This is a genomic window from Sphingomonas sp. URJC2 (genome assembly GCF_059803575.1).
On the sequence record NZ_JAPFGX010000001.1, the window covers coordinates 45,797 to 63,990 of the forward strand.

An 18,194-nucleotide genomic window follows, 5' to 3' on the forward strand; every position below is an offset into this window, starting at 1 on the left:
ACGGGAATCGGTGAAAGCGTTGGATCGGCGGTGCAATCCTTTGCTTCTGCTGCGTTGCAAAACGCGCCAGATCGGCCAGCCGGATGGTCCCGCCGGGCCGGTCAGAGGCGGATGACCAGCTGCGACCAGAAGATATGGTCCATCGCGTCTTCGCCGCGCCGCCGGACATGTTGATTGAGATAGCCCGGCTCGAACGAGATGTTGCGCGTGACTGGAATGTTGAGGCCGATCTGGTTGCGCCAGCGGTCGATCCCGGTGCGGAAACGCGGGGCAGGGGCGTTGAGGTTGAAAAACCCTTCCGACCACAGCACCAGCGACACTCCGTCCTTGCCGCCCAGCGGCAGGTTGGCGCGCACCTGCTGGCGCAGCCGCCAGCTCATGTCTTCACCGCTGAACAGCCGCTGTTCGATCCGGCTGCGGCCGAGCAGCTGGATGCGGTCGGTGCGCGCGATCTGGAACGAAATCTGCTGCCAGAAGCGGTGCTCGTCGCGCAGCCGGTCGGTCGTGCCGGTCGGCACATAGGCATAGCCGGCATGGATCTGGGTGGTGCGGCCGATCTGCCGGCCGATGGCGGGGCGCAGGATGAACTGGCGCTGGCGGCCCGGCGCCTCGCCGATCCGCGCCTGACCTTCCAGCCAGATCAGTGTCTTGCCCGAAATCGGCCCGGTGGCGAGGGTCGCGAACCAGACCTGGGCGACATCATCGGTCGCCCGCGCGGGCGCGCCTGCCAGCAAAAGCGCCGATGCCAGCAGCATCGCGCCGGTTCTGATCATCCGCCCGGCCATGCTTCCTTTATAGCTGCAACGCCGGGCATGAGAGGAATCACTGAACATCAATAGCGCGCGCCGACGAAATACAGGCCGTCGGGCGGCGCATTATGGCCAAGCGCGGCGCGGTCACGCGCGGCAAGCGCGGCTTCAAGGTCTGCCGCTGTCCAGCGGCCGTCGCCGACCATCACGAGGCAGCCGACCATCGACCGCACCTGATGGTGCAGGAACGACCGCGCCCCGGCCTGGACGAGGACGAGATCGGCGTCGCGCTCCACATCCAGCCGGTCGAGCGTCTTGACCGGGCTGTCGGCCTGGCAATGGACCGAGCGGAAGGTGGTGAAATCATGCCGCCCGACCAGCAATTGCGCGGCGGCGTGCATTGCCTCGGCATCGAGCGGCTGGACGACGCGCCATGCCAGCCCCGCCTCGAAGGTCAGCGGCGCGCGCCGGTTGACGATCCGATATTCATAGGACCGCCCCGTGCAGGAAAAGCGCGCATGCCAGTCATCCGGCACGATCCGGCAGTCGATGACGGCCACCGGATCGGGACGGAGCAGCGCATTGAGCGCCTCCATCAGCCGGAACGGCTCGGGCGTTTTGGTCGTCAGATCGACATGCGCGCGCATCGCCAGCGCATGGACGCCGGCATCGGTGCGCCCGGCGGCATGGACGTTCGCGGCCTCGCCGGTCATGCGTTCGACGGCGCGCTCGACGGCTTCCTGCACGCTTGGCCCGTGCGCCTGCCGCTGCCAGCCCATGAACGGGCGGCCATCATATTCGATGGTCAGCGCGTAACGCGTCATGCCAGCATCGTCCCCGGCGCGATGGCAAAGCCGCGCAGCAGCTCGTCGACCGCCATTGCCGCGCGCCCGGCGCGCTGGACACGCAGCGGCCGCAGCGAATCGGCTCCGCAGCCGATCAGCAGCCGGTCATCGCCCACCTGACCCGCCGGGCCGGGCACCGGCTCGACCGCCGCCGCCAGAATGCGGATGCGTTCGCCATTCAGTTCGAAAAACGCCCCCGGCGCGGGGGTGAAGGCGCGCACCTGCCGTTCGGCCGCCACCGCCCCGGCAGTGAAATCCAGCCGCGCCTCGGCCTTGTCGATCTTGGCGGCATAGGTGACGCCGGCATCGGGCTGGGGCTGTGGCGGATGGCCGGGCAGATCGGCCAGCACAGCCACCATCAGCTGTGCACCCAGCAGTGCCAGTTCGGCGGTCAGTTCGCCCGCCGTCTTGGCCGCGACCGGCGTCGTCACGGTGGCGCGCATCGGCCCGGTGTCCAGCCCGGCCTCCATGTCCATGATCGTGACCCCGGTCAGCGCATCGCCGGCCAGGATCGCGCGCTGGATCGGCGCCGCCCCGCGCCAGCGCGGCAGCAGCGAGGCATGGACGTTCAGACAGCCAAGCCGCGGCGCGGCCAGGATCGGGCGCGGCAGGATCAGGCCGTAAGCGGCGACGATCGCTGCATCGGCACCGAATGCGGCAAACTCGGCCTGCGCCTCGGCGGTCTTGAGCGTGACCGGCGTCAGCACGGTCAGCCCCAGCTCGGCGGCGCGGCGCGCGACCGGGGTGGGGGTCAGCGCCTTGCCGCGGCCGGCGGGGCGGGGCGGCTGCGAATAGACGGCGGCAAGCTCGTGCCCGGCCGCGACCAGCGCGTCGAGCGTCGGCACGGCGAAATCGGGGGTTCCCATGAAGATCAGGCGCATTCCCCCTCCAAACCGCTGGCGGCCCGGCGCGCAAGCCCTTATCTGTGCCGGTCATGGCTTCCCCCGAGATCGAGGCGCTGGTCCAGGCGCTTGCCCGGCTGCCGGGCCTTGGCCCGCGCTCGGCACGGCGTGCGGTGCTGCATCTGCTCAAGAAGCGCGAAACCGCGCTGGTGCCGCTGGCGCGCGCGCTGGAGACGGTCGAGGCGCGGCTGGTCACCTGCGGCATGTGCGGCAATGTCGACACCAGCGATCCGTGCGCGATCTGCGCCGATCCGCGCCGCGACACGCGCGCGCTGTGCGTGGTGGAGGAGGTGGCCGATCTGTGGGCGCTCGATCGGGCGCGGCTGTTTCCCGGCCGCTATCATGTGCTGGGCGGGCGGCTGTCGGCGCTCGACGGGGTGCGGCCCGAGGATTTGCGCATCGACGGGCTGGTCGCGCGGGTCGCGGCAGGCGGCGTCGATGAAGTGGTGCTGGCGATGAACGCCACGCTCGAAGGGCAGACCACCGCCCATTACATTGCCGAGCGGCTGGAGGGATATCCGGTGCGGCTGACCCAGTTGGCCCATGGCCTGCCGGTGGGCGGCGAACTGGATTATCTGGACGAAGGCACCCTTGCCCAGGCGCTGCGCGCGCGCCGGCCGGTGATGTGAGCGGGGGCGTGCGGGCTGCGCTTGATTGACCTTTGCCGGGTGCGTCCCTAATTTCGCGCGATGGCCATTCTTCCGATCATCGAAACGCCCGACCCGCGCCTGCGCCAGATCTCGACCCCCGTCGACACCATCGACGAGGCGTTGCAGACCCTGATCGACGACATGTTCGAGACGATGTACGACGCGCCGGGCATCGGCCTTGCCGCCATTCAGGTCGGCGTGCCCAAGCGGCTGCTGGTCATCGACCTGCAGGAGGAAGAGGGCGAGGACGGCAAGCCGGTCAAGGCACCGCGCGTGTTCATCAACCCCGAAATCCTCGACACGTCCGACGATGTGCAGGTCTATTCCGAAGGCTGTCTGTCGGTGCCCGAGCAGTTCGCCGATGTCGAACGCCCGGCGGTGATCCGCGCCCGCTGGCAGGAACGCGACGGCACGGTGCGCGAGGAACAGCTCGACGGGCTGCTCGCAATCTGTCTCCAGCATGAGATGGACCATCTGAACGGTGTGCTGTTCATCGACCATCTGTCGCGGCTGAAGCGTGACATGGTGCTGAAAAAGCTTGCCAAGATGCGCCAGAAGGCCGCCTGATCGCGGTTCGGCGGGGTGGCTTGCCGGCCGCGCCGCCATTGGCTAGGTTCGCCTTTCGTTCCGTTGGGGAGAAGGGCATTTGGATCCGTTGCTGCTGGCTGTCGTCGCTGCCGCCGCGATCATCGGCGTCGTGCTCGGCCATGTGCTGGGCGCGCGACCGGTTTCCGGACTGAGAGGCGAGCTTGACGCACTGCGCCTGCGCCATGGCGAGGCCGAGCGAGAGCTGGCCATGGCCGGGGAGCGCGCGCGCCAGGCCGATCTGCTGCGCCTGGCGCTTGATGAGGTGACGCGCGAGCGCGATGCGGCGCTTGGCGAGGCGGCGGGGCTGCGTCCGGTCGCGGCGCGTGCCGAGGCGCAGGAGCGCGAACTCGTCGCCTTGCGGCAGGAAAAAGAGGCGCTCGCCGCCGCCAAGGCCGCGTTCGAGCGTGGCGAGGAGGAGCGCGCCAGCGCGTTTGCTGCCCAGCTGGCGCAGCTGCGCGATGTCGAGGCGAAGCTTGAGGCGCGGTTCGGCGATCTGGCCGGCAAGGCAATCGAAAGCGCGCATGATGCGTTTCTGAAGCGCGCCAATGAACGGCTTGCCGATCAGGGCCAGCAGAATGAGGCGCGGCTGAAGGCGCTGCTCCAGCCGGTCGAGACCACGCTCAAACGCTATGAGGAGCAGCTCGGCCAGGTCGAGAAGGAACGCGTCGGCAGCTATTCGGCGCTGCACAAGGCGGTCGAGCTGCTGCATTCCAGCCATGTCCAGGTGCGCGACGAGACCGCACGGCTGGTCAATGCGCTGCGGTCCAGCCCCAAGGCGCGCGGCCGCTGGGGCGAACAGAGCCTGCGCAACGTGCTGACCCAGGCCGGGCTGGCCGAGGGGGTGGATTTCCAGATGGAGGTGTCGGTCGACACCGAGGACGGGCGGCTGCGGCCCGATGTGATCGTCCGCCTGCCGGGCGGGCGCAGCCTGATCATCGACGCCAAATGCTCGCTGAACGCTTATCTGGATGCCAGCGAACAGGTGGATGACGAGGTGCGTCGCCAGCATCTGAAGGCGCATGCCGCGTCGATCCGCACCCATGCCCAGCAGCTGGGATCGAAGAATTACTGGGCGCAGTTCGACGACGCCGCCGATTATGTCGTCATGTATATCCCCGGCGAACATTTCCTGACCGCCGCGCTCGAACAGGATGGCGGGCTGTGGGACTGGGCGTTCGAGCGCAAGGTGCTGCTGGCGACGCCGACCAATCTGGTTGCCATCGCCCGCACCGTCGCCGCCGTGTGGCGGCAGGAAAAGCTTGCCGAGCGCGCCGCCGAGATCGCGGCGCTGGGCAAGGAACTCCATGCCCGGCTGGCGACGATGGGCAGCCATGTCGCCCGGCTCGGCCGCAATCTGGAACAGGCGAGCGGTGCCTATAACGCCTTTGTCGGCAGCCTTGAGAGCCAGGTGCTCACCCAGGCGCGGCGGTTCGAGGCGCTGGAGGTGGCGGGGCCGAAACAGGTCGAGGTGCTGCCGATGGTCGAAAGCGCGCCGCGCCCGCTGACCAAGCTGTCAGCAGTGGGGGAAGAGACCGAATGAAGCGGGGCGGGCACCAGTTCCTGCCGCCGCAAAACGAGCGCAGTCCGGGGCCGGCAACGGCCCCGGCGGGGCGCGCCGGGCCACCGCCGTCACGGCAAAGCCCGGGGTAACTGCAAAAAGCTGTTTGCATTTTGCGGTCTTTGTCACAAATCAGGGCTTCCACAGGGAGGGAATCAAAATGGCGGACGCCAAACCGAAACGTGCCAACAACGCGCTGAGCAAGCCGGTCCAGCCTTCGGCCGACCTGGCGGCGATCGTGGGCAGCGCGCCGATCGCGCGCAGCGACGTGGTCAGCAAGGTGTGGGAACACATCAAGAAGAACAATCTGCAGAATCCCGAAAACAAGCGGGAAATCCTCGCCGACGACAAGCTGAAGAAGGTCTTCGGCGGCAAGGACAAGGTTTCGATGTTCGAAATGAACAAGCACCTGTCCAACCATCTGAAGTGATCTTCTGACAGATTGCTGAATAAAAAGCCCGGCTTCGGCCGGGCTTTTTTATATGTTCTGATCTCTGGTTAATGACCCGATATGGGACGGCCCCACGTTAACCGTGTTCGGCGCTATTTTTGCCCCGCGGCATCGGTAAACAAATCCTTACCGACGCATTCCGGGGGCAACCGCAGCCCGGCGTGGCGGCGGGAGTTTCTGCGGATCCGGCCGCGATGGGGTGGCGATTCGCGCTGTAAGGGGTGTGATGATGAAGAAGTTCGTTCTGGGCCTGACTGCCGCCGCTGCCGCGTTTGCTGCCACGGCGCCCGCCACCGCCACCGTCGTGCTGTCGAGCACGCCGGGCAACGCCGTTTATCAGGGCGGCGGCTTCGACAATGCGCTGATTTTCGATTTCGACAGCGAAACGCCGCGCTGGAGCGGCCCGATCTTCACGACCACGACCGAAACCCGCGCCCGCCCGCTGGGCAGCACCGGCGGTTTCATCTCGGTCGGCCCGGCCGATGGCCGCACCGGCACGCTCGACCTGACCGGGCTCAACCCGCTCAACGCGATCAGCTTCCTCTGGGGTTCGATCGACGAGTATAACTCGTTCGACGTGCTGGGGACCGACGGCGTCGTGCTGGCGAGCTTCACCGGCAGCGATGTCTGGAACCCGGCCAATGGCAACCAGACCGAGGTCAACACCAACCGCATCGTTCGCCTGGACTTCACCGGCGAAACCCGCACCGCGGTGACCGGTCTGCGCTTCAACTCCTTCGGCAATGCCTTTGAAGTCGACAACATCGCGCTGGCGGCGGTGCCGGAACCGGCGACCTGGGCGATGATGATCGGTGGCTTCGGCCTGGTCGGCGCGGCCGCCCGTCGCCGGGTGCGCACCAGCGTTGCCTATGCCTGATCCCGCCGGTCGGGTCTGACCGATGGATCGCGGACGCCGCCGGCCCCCAATGCCGGCGGCGTCTGTCATTTGCCGGGCCTCCATCCCGGGGGCGCAGATGCAGGCGGTTGATTTTCCCGGGCGGGGCGCGTAGGAACGCGCAGTTTCCGTTGGGACGGACGATGATGCGCATCACCGCGATGCGCGGCGCTGGTCGGCGAGGTTTCGCCCACCGGCGCTTTGTGCGTTGTTTGGCCAGACGGCAGAGGAGCAGGCGATGTTCGAGACTTTGAGCGAAAGGCTGGGCGGGGTCTTTGACCGGCTGCGTGGCCGCGGCGCGCTCAGCGAGGCGGATGTCCGCACCGCGATGCGCGAAGTGCGGATCGCCCTGCTCGAGGCCGATGTCGCCCTGCCGGTCGTCCGCAGCTTTGTCGACAAGGTGACCGAAGCGGCGGTCGGCGCGCAGGTGCTGCGCTCGGTCACGCCGGGGCAGCAGGTCGTCAAGATCGTGCATGACGCGCTGGTCGAGATGCTCGGCGCCGATGCGAGCGAGCTGGACATCGCCGTCAATCCGCCGGCGGTGATCATGATGGTCGGCCTGCAAGGCTCGGGCAAGACGACGACCACCGCCAAGCTCGCCCGCCGCCTGACCGAGCGCGACCGCAAAAAGGTGCTGATGGCGTCGCTCGACGTCAATCGCCCCGCCGCGCAGCAGCAGCTGGCGACGCTGGGCGAGCAGACCGGCGTGGCGACACTGCCGATCGTCGAGGGGCAGCAGCCGGTCGACATCGCCCGCCGCGCGCTCAATGCGGCAAAGTTGCAGGGCTTTGACGTGCTGCTGCTCGACACTGCCGGGCGGCTGCATGTCGATCAGGCGCTGATGGACGAAATGCGCGCGGTGGCCGATGTGTCCACGCCGCAGGAAGTGCTGCTGGTCGTCGATGCGCTGACCGGTCAGGATGCGGTCAATGTCGCCCAGTCCTTCACCGCGCAGGTGCCGCTGACCGGCGTGGTGCTGACCCGCATGGACGGCGATGCGCGCGGCGGGGCCGCCCTGTCGATGCGCGCGGTGACCGAACGGCCGATCAAGTTCATCGGCACCGGCGAGAAGATGGACGGGCTGGAGGCGTTCCACCCGCAGCGCGTCGCCGGGCGCATTCTGGGCATGGGCGATGTCGTCAGCCTGGTCGAGCGCGCGGCTGAGACCATCAAGGTCGAGGAAGCCGAAAAGCTTGCCGCGAAAATGGCCAAGGGCCAGTTCGACATGGACGATCTGCGCGCCCAGCTGCTGCAGATGCGGCGCATGGGCGGGCTTGGCGCGCTGGCGGGCATGATCCCCGGCATGAAAAAGGCGCAGGCGGCGATGGCGTCGGGCGCAGTCGACGAGAAGATCCTGTTGCGCATGGATGCGATCATCACATCGATGACGCCCAAGGAGCGGGCGCGCCCCGACCTGCTCAATGCCAAGCGCAAGATCCGGGTGGCCAAGGGCAGCGGCACGACCGTGCAGGACGTGAACCGGCTGCTCAAGATGCACCAGGAAATGGCCAACGCCATGAAGAAGATCAAGAAAATGGGCGGGCTGAAGGGGCTGGCAGCGATGTTCGGCAAGGGCGGCGGCCTGGCGGGTGCGCTGGGCGGCGGGCCGGGCGGCGCACTGCCCGGCGACATGGCCGACATGCTGGGCGGCAAGGGCGGCCCGGCCGGGCTTCCGGGCCTTGGCGCGCCGGGGCTGCCGGGGCTGGGCGGGCCGGGCAACCTGCCGCCGGGCTTCGAGAATTTTCTGAAGAAGAAGTGATCAACCGATTTAACTGAAGGGAAGACGTAACATGGCACTTTCGATCCGGCTGGCGCGCGGCGGCGCGAAGAAGCGGCCTTATTACCGCATCGTCGTGGCGAACTCGCGCGCCCCGCGCGACGGCCGCTTCATCGAGAAGATCGGCACCTACAACCCGCTGCTCGCCAAGGATTCGCCCGAGCGCGTGAAGCTGGACGGCGACCGCGCCCGTTACTGGCTGGGCGTCGGTGCGCAGCCGACCGACCGCGTGCTGCGCTTCCTCGATGCCGCCGGCATCAAGGAGCGTCCGGCGCGCAACAACCCGAACAAGGCCGCGCCGGGCGAAAAGGCCAAGGAGCGCGCCGAAGAGCGTGCGGCCAAGGCCGCTGCCGCCGCCGAAGCGGCTGCCGCCCCGGCTGAAGAAGCGCCCGCTGCCGACGAAGCCGGCGCGGCTGACGCCTGATCATGGCCGCCGCGCGGGACCGGACACAGGATGGGGCGGGCGCATCGACGCCCGCGCCGCCCGCTGCGCCGGTCCCGGGCGGCGAACGCCGCGTGACGCTGGCAGCGATCACCGGCGCGCATGGCCTGGGCGGGGAGGTGCGGCTGAAGCTGTTCACGGACGATGCCCAGGCGCTTGCCCGCTACACGACGCTTGATGCCGGCGGGCGGCCGCTGCGGCTGAAAAGTGTCAAGGCCGCCGGGCCGGGCGCGATCGCCCGGTTCGAGGGCATTGCCGACCGCAGCGCCGCCGAGGCGCTGCGCGGCACCGCGCTCACTGTGGCGCGCAGCGAACTGCCCCCGCTGGCGGAGGGCGAATATTATCATGCCGATCTGATCGGCCTGCCCGTCCATCCGGTCGACGCGGCGGGCACCGGGCCGCTGTTCGGCACGGTGATCGCGGTCGAGAATTTCGGCGCGGGGGACGTGATCGACATTCGCCGCGCCGATGGCCGCACGGTGATGGCCCCGATGCATGCGGCAACGCTGGACGACGGGATGATCCGCGTCGAAAAGCCGTTTCTCGAGGGCTAAACTCTGAACTGGCTGCTGCCGGCGATCAGGCCCCGGCGCTGTCGGCGGCGGGATCCGGCGCCTGACCCAGCAGCGGATCGGGCGCGGCGGCGAGCACCCGGTCGACATCCTCGATTTCCAGCCGCTCGATAAACTCGGCACCGACAATCTCGTCGCGCACCCAGCGCACGCGGGCGCGCACCTCGCCCAGCGGCGGCAGGTTGAGCGCGATCACGCTCGGCACGGTCAGTGGCGTGCGGCATTCGCCCTGAAAGCCGACCGCCGACAGGTTGCGCAGGATGATGGGAAAGTTGGCACCGCCAAGCTCGCGCACCCGGGTCGCGATGGCCAGCGGGTGGCGAAAGCTGCGGCGGTCGTCGAGCCGGAACGTCCCGGCCGTGGAGATGGTCATTCTGTTCGCCATATCTGCTCTGCTCCGCCCGCCCGCATAGGCGCGCGGCGATTAAGATTGCGAAAATGGCTGCCATTGACGGCAGCGGGGCGAAAATGGCCGCCGTTGACAGCGGCGGGGCGATCCCGGCACGTTCGCGGCCCTCAAATATCGGGGGAAGGGGACATCATGGATCGGATCGAACGGGCCGGATTGCGCATCGCGGACGAGTTTGCCGCGTTTGTCGAAGGCCAGGTCCTGCCCGGTCTCGGCCTTGATCCGGCGGCGTGGTGGCGGGGCTTTGCCGGTCTGATCGCCGCGCTGGTGCCCGAAAACCGGCGGCTGCTCGGCGTGCGCGAGGCACTGCAGCAGCAGATTGACGACTGGCACCGCGCCCGGCGCGGCCAGCCGGTCGATCCGGCGGCCTATGCCGCATTCCTGACCGATATCGGCTATCTGGTGCCCGAACCGCCGGCCTTCACAATCGGGACGACCGGGGTGGATGACGAGATCGCCCGGCTTGCCGGGCCGCAGCTGGTGGTGCCGGTGCTCAATGCCCGTTTCGTCCTCAATGCCGCCAATGCGCGCTGGGGCAGCCTGTATGATGCGCTTTACGGCACCGATGCGCTGCCCGGCGCGGCGCGCCCTGGGGGCTATGACGCGGAACGCGGCGCGCAGGTGATCGCCCGGGCGCGCGCGTTTCTGGACGATGCCGTGCCCGGCTGGGAACAGGTGCTGGCCGGCGGCGATCACCCGGCGCTGGTCGGCTGGCGCGGCGCGTCGCCGCTGTTCCGCCATCACGGCCTGCATATCGAAGTGGTGATCGACCGCGATCATCGCATCGGCCGCGACGATCCGCTCGGCATCGCCGATGTGCTGCTCGAAGCCGCGCTGACCGCCATTGTCGATCTGGAGGATTCGGTCGCCGCCGTCGATGCGGAGGACAAGGTTGCCGCCTATGCCAACTGGCTGGGGCTGATGCGCGGCGATCTGTCGGCCAGTTTCGAGAAGGACGGGCAGGTGCGCGCCCGCCATCTGAACGCCGACCGCGTCTATGCCGGGCGCGACGGCACCGCACGCACGCTGCCGGGGCGCAGCCTGTTGTTCGTGCGCAATGTCGGCCATCTGATGACGACGCCGGCGATCCTGCTGCCCGATGGCAGCGAGGCGCCCGAGGGCATTGTCGATGCGGTGATGACGTCGACGATCGCGCTTTATGACCTGAACGGGCTGGGGCGGTTCCGGAACAGCCGCACCGGATCGGTCTATATCGTCAAGCCCAAGATGCACGGGCCGGAGGAAGCGGCCTTTGCCGACCGGCTGTTCGACGCGGTCGAGGACATGCTGGGCATGGCCCGGCACACGCTCAAGATCGGGGTGATGGACGAGGAACGCCGCACCTCGGCCAATCTGGCGGCTGCGATCCATGCGGTGCGCGACCGCATCGTGTTCATCAACACCGGCTTTCTCGACCGCACCGGGGACGAGATCCACACCTCGATCGAGGCCGGGCCGATGGTGCCCAAGGGCGAGATGAAGGCGAGCGACTGGATCCGCGCCTATGAGGACCGCAATGTCCGCATCGGCCTCGCCGCCGGGTTTTCGGGCCGGGCGCAGATCGGCAAGGGCATGTGGGCCGCGCCCGACATGATGGCCGACATGCTCGCCCAGAAGATCGCGCATCCGCAAAGCGGCGCGAACACCGCCTGGGTGCCCAGCCCGACTGCGGCGACGCTGCATGCGCTTCATTATCATCAGGTCGATGTGTTCGCCGTGCAGGCGCGGCTGACCGGGAAAGCGCCGCCGTCGCGCGATGCGCTGCTGCGCATTCCGCTCGCGCTCGGCCGCAACTGGACCGAGGCGGAGATCGCGCGTGAGCTCGACAACAATGCCCAGGGCATATTGGGCTATGTCGTGCGCTGGATCGATCAGGGCGTCGGCTGTTCCAAGGTGCCGGACATCAACGATGTCGGGCTGATGGAGGACCGGGCGACGCTGCGCATCTCGGCGCAGGTGCTTGCCAACTGGCTGCTCCACGGCGTGTGCACGGCAGAGCAGGTCGATGCCGCGCTCCAGCGGATGGCGGCCAAGGTCGATGCCCAGAATGCCGGCGATCCGGCCTATCGCCCGATGGCCCCCGATCCCGATGCCAGCATCGCCTTTCAGGCGGCGCGCGCGCTGGTGTTCGAGGGCGCGCGCCAGCCGAGCGGCTATACCGAGCCGCTGCTGCACGCGTTCCGCGCCCGCGCCAAGGCGCGTGACCGCGCGGCCTGAGCGAAAGCGGAACTGCGCAGGGGCTGGTTAACGCGATCTTGACCGGCCCGCCGGCATGGACCGGGCATGGATGGCAGCTTCGGGACCGGTCCGGCAGCGATGATGCGGACAGTGGGCGAAATCGACCGCGCAGGTCGGCGCGTCCCGTATCCGCATGCGCACTGGCGCGGACCGGCATTCTGGCATAGGCCTTGGCACCTGATGAGCTGTACCGGATTGACACAGAGCGCCGCTGCGCATGCCCGGACGCATCGACGCCCGGCGAAGTTTCGCCGTCTGGCGGGGCTGCTGCTTGCCCCCGGCCTGATCGTCGCGCCGCTATCGGCCCAGCCAGTCGCGCCGGCATCTGCCCGGCAGGGCGGGCCGGTGCAGGGACCGGAGATGCAGGCGGATGCCCCCGGCATCGGCGGACCGTCCGCCGCGGCACCGGTCGGGCCGCCGCCGGTTGCCCCCGATCTCGCCGATCTGGCCGCGCGCGCGGTTGCCGGTCATCCCGCGGTCGCCGCTGCCCGTGCCGGGCTGCGCGCGGCGGGCGGGGACGTCAAGGCGGCGAAATGGCAGCGCGGGCCGAGCCTGTCGGTCGAGGCGCTGAGCTTTGAAGGCGGCGCGCCGGTGGTGCGCGGCGACAATCTCTCGCTCAACCTCGCGGTCGAACAGCCGATCTGGCAGGGCGGGCGGATCGACGGCTCGATCGACCGGGCGCGCGCGGTCAGGCGGTTCGCCTCGGCGCAGGTCGATGAAAATGCGCTCGATGTCGCGCTGCGGCTGACCAACGCCTATTTCGATCTTGCCCGCGCCACCCGCCGGCTGCTGATCCTCGACCGGGGTCTGGCCGAGCATCGCGGGCTGGTCGCGTCCATTGGCCGTCGCGTCGAACAGTCGGTCAGCCCCAGCGTCGATCTGGAACTGGCCCGCGCGCGCACCGCGCAGCTTGAGGATCAGCGCGCCTCGGCCGATGCGCTGCGCACGGCAAGCCTCGTCAGGCTGCGCGAACTGCTCGGCGATGTCGGGCATGAGCCGGGCGCGATCCCGTTTTACGATCCGGCGCGCGATCATCCGTCAGCCGCTGGCGCGGCCGAGCGGGCGATCGGCTGTTCGCCGGTCCGCCAGCGGCTGATGGCGGAAGCGCTGATTGCCCGTGCCGATGCCAGGCTAGCCGGTGCGCAGACGATGCCGCGGCTGAGCGCGGTATTCTCCAGCAACGAAGTCACTGGCGAGCGCGTCGGACTGGTGTTCCGCGCCGGGGTGAATGGCGGGCTGTCGCAGTTCGAAGCGGCCGGGGCCGCGCGCCTGCGCCGCGACGCCGCCGATCTGCGCGTCGGCGCGGTCGAGCGCGACCTGCGCGACCAGCTCAACGCCGATTTTGCCGAGAATGAGGCGGCACGGCTGCGCATCGCCAGCAGCGGCGTCGCCGCCACCGCGTCGCGTGCCGTGACCGACAGCTATCAGCGCCAGTTCGTCGTCGGCCGCCGTTCCTGGCTCGACGTGATGAACGCCGCGCTTGAAACCACCCAGGCCGAACTCGCCGCCGACGATGCCGAAGTCAGCGCGATGGCAACCGCCGCGCGCATTGCCCTGCGCACCTGCAGCTGGCGGCCCGATCTCGACCCCGGCACCCAGCCCTGAGCGTGAACCCGTCATGACCCTGCCGCTTTCCGATCTCGTCGCCGCGATCGCCCATGACCGGGGCGTCGACCTGCCGCCCGACTGGGTGGCGCCCGATCTCGATCCGGCGATTCTCGCCAGCTCCGACGGGCTGGTGGCGCTGGCCGCCGCCGCCGGCTGGGCGGCCCCGCAGCGGCTGGGGCCGCGCCCGCGCGCCCAGCATTTTCCGCTGCTGATGTGGAGCGGCGCGACTGGCTGGGCTATTGCCGAGCAATGGGCGGACGAGACTCGCCTGTTGCTGCGCGGCGACAGCGGGGCCGGCGGCATCACGGTGGAGGCCCCCGACGACGCGCTGTTTTACGAACCGCGCTTTCCGGCGGTTGCGGCGCGGCGCACGCCATCGGCGGCGGCACGGGTGTTCTGGCGGGCCATCGTGTCGCGGCGCGACGTGTTGGTGTCGGCGACCATCGCGACCATCGTCGCCAATGTCATCACGCTCGCGACCTCGCTTTATTCGATGCAGATCTATGACCGGGTGATCCCGCGCGCCGGCTATTCGACGCTGTGGGTGCTCACCATCGGCGTCATCATCGCGCTGCTGCTCGATTTCGCGCTGCGCACGACGCGCGCGCTGATGGTCGAGCGCGAGGCGGCGCGGATCGACGAGGAGGTGTCGGAGTTTTTCTTCGCCCGCGCCCAGGCGGTGCGGCTGGATGCGCGTCCGCCCGGCGTCGGCACGATGGCGGCGCAGCTGCGCGGGCTGGAACAGGTGCGCGCGGTGATGTCGTCGGGCTCTCTGTTCCTGCTCGCCGACCTGCCGTTCGCACTGCTGTTCGTGCTCGTCATCTATGCGCTGGGCGGGCCGATCGCGCTGGTGCCGCTGATCAGCCTGCCGATCGCGCTCGGCATCGCCTGGGGGCTGGCACGGCTGATCCGGCGCGACACCGACCGCGCGCAGATCAGCGCCAATCGCAAGAATGGGCTGCTCGTCGAATCGATCGATGCGGCCGAGACGGTCAAGGCCAATCGCGGTGGCTGGCGGCTGCTGGCGCGCTGGAACAGCCTGATGGACGAGGTTCATGCCGCCGAAGACCCGGTCAAGCGCTGGACCTCGGCGGCCGGATCGATCTTCTCGACCTTGCAGCAGATTGCCTATGTCGCGCTGATCGCCTTTGGCGCGGTCGAGGTTGCGCAGGGGCGGATGACCACCGGGGCACTCATCGCCTGTGCGATTGTCGCCGGGCGCGTCAACGGCCCGCTGATCACCCAGCTGCCCAACTTCATCGTGCAATGGGGCTATGCGCGCGCGTCGCTCAGGATGCTCGACGATATTCTGCGCCTGCCGACCGACGAAGGGCCGGATGCCGGCACGCTGCGCCCGGCGCGGGTCGAGGCGGCGGTCAGGATGGATGGTGTGCGTTTTGCCTATCCGGGCGCGCGCGAGGGCATCGTCGTGCCCCGGCTGGAGATTGCGGCCGGCGAGCGGGTGGCGATCATCGGCGGCATCGGATCGGGCAAGACGACATTGTTGCGGCTGATGGCGGGGCTTTATGCGCCGCAGGCCGGGCGGGTGCTGATCGGCGGGCTGGATGCCGGGCAGATCGCCCCCGATGTGCTGCGCCGGGACGTCGGCTATCTGCCGCAGGATTATCGGCTGGTGAATGGCAGCCTGCGCGACAATCTGCTGCTCGGCCTTGCCAATCCGGGCGACGATCAGCTGATGGCGGCCGCGGCCCAGACCGGGCTTGTCCAGCTGATCAACGGCCATCCGCGCGGGCTCGACCTGCAGATTGCCGAGGGCGGGCGCGGCCTGTCGGGCGGGCAGCGGACGCTGACCGGGTTGACCCGGCTGTTGCTGGCACGGCCCGATCTGCTGCTGCTCGATGAACCCACGGCGAACCTTGACGATGCCGTCGAGGGCGCGGCCCTGAGCGCGATTGCCGCGCGGCTGGGGACGCAGAGCACGCTGATCGTCGTCACCCACAAGATGCGGCTGCTGTCGCTTGTCGACCGGGTGATCGTGATGGCCGGCGGGCAGGTGGCGCTCGACGGGCCGAGACAGGAGGTGTTGCAGCGGTTGCAGCAATCTGCGCGCCGGCCTGAGCCGGGCAGCGCGGCGGAAGCACGCGCCGTTGCCGGCGAGGCTGCCGCGCCCGCGATCGGCGGGCAGGATCAGCCGGGTGAGGACAGGACGGCTGGGGACAGGGCGGCGGGATGATGCGGCATCGTGAATCCATGGCGATCATCGGCCTGTCGAGCCTGGCCGTGATCGCGTTCCTGATCTGGTCGATCTGGGCCGAGCTGGACCAGATCACCCGCGCGCGGGGCCAGGTCATCCCGTCGGGCCGCGTGCAGATCGTGCAGGCGGCGACCGACGGGGTCATCACCCGCATTCTGGTGCGCGACGGCCAGCGGGTCGAGCGGGGGCAGCTGCTCGTCGCGCTCGACCGGGTGAAGGCCGGGGCGGCGGTCGATGATGGTCGCGCCCGTGTCGCCGGGCTGCGTGCGGCGCTCGCCCGGATCGAGGCCGAGCTGTCGGGGGGCGTGCTGGTGCCGTCGCCTGACCTTGCCGCCTATCCCGAGGTGGTCGAGAATCAGCGGCTGCTGCTCACCCGGCGGCGTCAGGCGCTCGCCGCCGATCTGGGCGCGCTGTCGGCGCAGCTGGCGCTCGCCCGGCAGGAGCTGGAGCTGAACCGGCCGCTCGTCGGCACCGGCGATGTCGCCCGCGCCGAGCTGATCCGGCTCGAGCGGCAGGTCACCGATCTCAGAGGCCAGATCGCCAGCCGCCGCAGCCGCTATCTTGAAGAGCTTCAGGCCGAACAGGTGCGGGTGCGCGAGGAGCTGGCGAGTGCCGAGCAGGCGCTGACCCAGCGTGCCGACGATCTGGGCAATGCCGAGCTGCGCGCGCCCGTTTCGGGACTGGTCAGCAACCTCAAGGTGGCGACGGTCGGCGGCGTCGTGCGCGCGGGCGAGGAGATCATGCAGATCGTGCCCGACCGCGCGGCGCTGATTATCGAGGCGCGGCTGTCACCGGCGGAAATCGCGTTCATCCGCCCGGGGCAGAGTGCTTCGGTGAAGTTCGATGCCTATGATTCCTCGGTCTATGGTGGTGCCGAGGGGCGCGTGACCTTCGTCAATCCCGACACGACGACGGGCCAGGCGGCCAATGGCGCGCAGGAAAGCTATTACCGCGTCCAGCTGACTGCTGATCCGCGCACCATGCGGCCGCACCGGCCGGGCGAGAAGATCGTTATCCAGCCGGGGATGACCGCCACCGCCGAGATCAGGACCGGGGAGACGACTGTTTTCCGCTATCTGACCAAGCCGATTCTGAAGACCACGGCAGAATCGATGACCGAGCGTTGAGTTGGTAACATTATCTTAACCTTTCACGCCTTATGGCTTCCGGCGCGTATGGGTGGTGTTTCTCATGCGCCAGGCGGTGCAGGCCCTGCGACTTGTCAATGGGACGACAGCTTGTGTGGTCGAGCGTTGCGAGTTTATGATTGAAATGGTTGGGGCTTCGTGCCAAAGCCACGGAACGGACCGATAGTTAATAAAGGGAGTGTCCAGAATGGGTTTCCGTAAAGCAGCGACCGTGGCGATCGCCGCGATGTCGATGATTGCCGTGCCCTCGGCCGCCATGGCGGCTCAGGCTTCGGCGTCGAAGCTCTCGGTCAGCGGCGCATCGGCGCGCGCTGGTGCGAAGGTTGAAGGCAATGAACTGGCTGGTGGCAGCCTGATCATCGCCGTTCTGGCCGCTGCCGCGGTCGTCGCGGGCATCGTGATCGCGACCGACAGCGACGACGAGCCGAACAGCCCGTAAGCTTCAGCCTTTCCGGCAAGTTTATGGAGGGGCGACCTGAAAGGGTCGCCCCTTTTTTCTTGCCTTTGGATGCCGGTTCCCCAAATCGGCGAAATGCCGGCATCGCCGGCGGACAGGCGGGACGACGGGAACGGACAGACCATGGCGGACGAGATTGCGACCTTTGCCGGCGGGTGCTTCTGGTGCACCGAGGCGGTGTTTGACGATGTGATCGGCGTGCAGTCGGTCGAAAGCGGCTATATCGGCGGCCATGTCGCCAGCCCGACCTATCAGCAGGTGTGCAATGGCGACACCGGCCATGCCGAGGCGGTGCGCATCGTCTTCGATCCGGCCATAATCGGCTATGGCGATCTGCTCGACATCTTCTTTGCCACCCATGATCCGACCCAGCTCAACCGCCAGGGCAATGACATCGGCACCCAGTATCGCTCGGCGATCTTTCCGCATTCGCCCGCGCAGGAGGCAGAGGCGCGCGCCGCCATCGCCCGTGCGCAGGCCGACTGGGCCGATCCGGTGGTGACGAAGATCGAAGGCGACGGACCCTGGTGGCCGGCCGAGGATTATCATCAGGAATATTTCGCCCGCATGGGGGACCAGAATCCCTATTGCATGGCCGTGGTCGCGCCCAAGCTGCGCAAGTTCCGCAAGAGCTTTGCCGAACGGCTGAAGCGTTGAAACGCATGGTGCGGGCGGCACGGCTTGGCTATG

General features: G+C 68.6%; 18 protein-coding genes. 14 read left to right on the forward strand and 4 right to left on the reverse strand.

All coding sequences use genetic code 11. The annotated features are described in order from the left end of the window. Positions 1-101: 101 nt before the first annotated feature. The 3 genes from OPU66_RS00220 to fmt are packed head-to-tail and all read right to left on the reverse strand — an operon-like array spanning position 102 to position 2,475. Positions 102-773, reverse strand: a complete 672-nt coding sequence (locus OPU66_RS00220) for a DUF2490 domain-containing protein (RefSeq protein WP_498551588.1) — start codon at positions 771-773, stop codon at positions 102-104. A 59-nt stretch (positions 774-832) separates the two neighbouring features. After that, on the reverse strand, positions 833-1,573 hold the full coding sequence (gene truA, locus OPU66_RS00225) for a tRNA pseudouridine(38-40) synthase TruA (protein WP_498551589.1): 741 nt from the start codon (positions 1,571-1,573) through the stop codon (positions 833-835). Next, complete coding sequence (gene fmt, locus OPU66_RS00230) at positions 1,570-2,475, reverse strand: methionyl-tRNA formyltransferase (protein ID WP_498551590.1); 906 nt, start codon at positions 2,473-2,475, stop codon at positions 1,570-1,572. Before fmt ends, truA begins: the two co-directional genes overlap by 4 nt. 53 nt (positions 2,476-2,528) lie before the next feature. Here fmt and recR point away from each other — a divergent pair, with 53 nt between their 5' ends. The 8 genes from recR to rimM all read left to right on the forward strand — a co-directional run bounded on the left by recR (position 2,529) and on the right by rimM (position 9,411). Beyond that, entirely contained in the window at positions 2,529-3,125 is a 597-nt protein-coding gene (gene recR, locus OPU66_RS00235) for a recombination mediator RecR (protein ID WP_498551591.1), read from the forward strand. Between the two features lie 60 nt (positions 3,126-3,185). Then, entirely contained in the window at positions 3,186-3,713 is a 528-nt protein-coding gene (gene def, locus OPU66_RS00240; protein ID WP_498551592.1) for a peptide deformylase, read from the forward strand. An 88-nt stretch (positions 3,714-3,801) separates the two neighbouring features. After that, positions 3,802-5,274 carry a DNA recombination protein RmuC gene (locus tag OPU66_RS00245; protein WP_498551593.1) on the forward strand — a complete coding sequence of 491 codons (1,473 nt, stop codon included), beginning with the start codon at positions 3,802-3,804 and terminating at the stop codon, positions 5,272-5,274. Between the two features lie 178 nt (positions 5,275-5,452). Next, the gene (locus OPU66_RS00250) at positions 5,453-5,722 is read left to right on the forward strand and encodes an SWIB/MDM2 domain-containing protein (protein ID WP_498551594.1); all 270 of its coding nucleotides are present in this window, start codon (positions 5,453-5,455) and stop codon (positions 5,720-5,722) included. Positions 5,723-5,969: 247 nt separating this feature from the next. Then, positions 5,970-6,620, forward strand: coding sequence for an Npun_F0296 family exosortase-dependent surface protein (locus OPU66_RS00255; RefSeq protein WP_498551595.1), 651 nt, complete (start codon positions 5,970-5,972; stop codon positions 6,618-6,620). Between the two features lie 256 nt (positions 6,621-6,876). Further along, entirely contained in the window at positions 6,877-8,397 is a 1,521-nt protein-coding gene (gene ffh / locus OPU66_RS00260; RefSeq protein ID WP_498551596.1) for a signal recognition particle protein, read from the forward strand. A 31-nt stretch (positions 8,398-8,428) separates the two neighbouring features. Continuing rightward, positions 8,429-8,839, forward strand: coding sequence for a 30S ribosomal protein S16 (gene rpsP, locus OPU66_RS00265; RefSeq protein ID WP_498551597.1), 411 nt, complete (start codon positions 8,429-8,431; stop codon positions 8,837-8,839). Positions 8,840-8,931: 92 nt separating this feature from the next. Then, positions 8,932-9,411, forward strand: a complete 480-nt coding sequence (gene rimM, locus OPU66_RS00270; protein ID WP_498551598.1) for a ribosome maturation factor RimM — start codon at positions 8,932-8,934, stop codon at positions 9,409-9,411. 25 nt (positions 9,412-9,436) lie between these two features. Here the strand turns inward: rimM and OPU66_RS00275 are convergent, their stop codons facing one another. Then, entirely contained in the window at positions 9,437-9,802 is a 366-nt protein-coding gene (locus tag OPU66_RS00275) for a PilZ domain-containing protein (RefSeq protein ID WP_498551599.1), read from the reverse strand. A gap of 168 nt (positions 9,803-9,970) precedes the next feature. Between OPU66_RS00275 and OPU66_RS00280 the strand changes: the two genes are divergently transcribed. The 6 genes from OPU66_RS00280 (at position 9,971) to msrA (ending at position 18,161) form a co-directional block, all read left to right on the forward strand. Continuing rightward, a complete protein-coding gene (locus tag OPU66_RS00280) occupies positions 9,971-12,055 on the forward strand; it encodes a malate synthase G (RefSeq protein WP_498551600.1) in 2,085 nt (694 codons plus the stop codon). Between the two features lie 201 nt (positions 12,056-12,256). Beyond that, positions 12,257-13,681 (forward strand): TolC family protein, encoded by a 1,425-nt coding sequence (locus OPU66_RS00285; protein WP_498551601.1) that lies wholly within the window; start codon positions 12,257-12,259, stop codon positions 13,679-13,681. A 13-nt stretch (positions 13,682-13,694) separates the two neighbouring features. Further along, positions 13,695-15,878: an ATP-binding cassette domain-containing protein gene (locus tag OPU66_RS00290; RefSeq protein WP_498551602.1), complete on the forward strand. Its 2,184-nt coding sequence runs from the start codon at positions 13,695-13,697 to the stop codon at positions 15,876-15,878. Next, entirely contained in the window at positions 15,875-17,026 is a 1,152-nt protein-coding gene (locus OPU66_RS00295) for a beta-barrel domain-containing protein (protein WP_498551603.1), read from the forward strand. The genes OPU66_RS00290 and OPU66_RS00295 overlap by 4 nt, the downstream gene beginning before the upstream one ends. Before the next feature lie 208 nt (positions 17,027-17,234). Further along, positions 17,235-17,486: a hypothetical protein gene (locus tag OPU66_RS00300; protein WP_498551604.1), complete on the forward strand. Its 252-nt coding sequence runs from the start codon at positions 17,235-17,237 to the stop codon at positions 17,484-17,486. Between the two features lie 141 nt (positions 17,487-17,627). Then, positions 17,628-18,161, forward strand: coding sequence for a peptide-methionine (S)-S-oxide reductase MsrA (gene msrA, locus OPU66_RS00305; protein WP_498551605.1), 534 nt, complete (start codon positions 17,628-17,630; stop codon positions 18,159-18,161). Positions 18,162-18,194 lie beyond the last annotated feature (33 nt).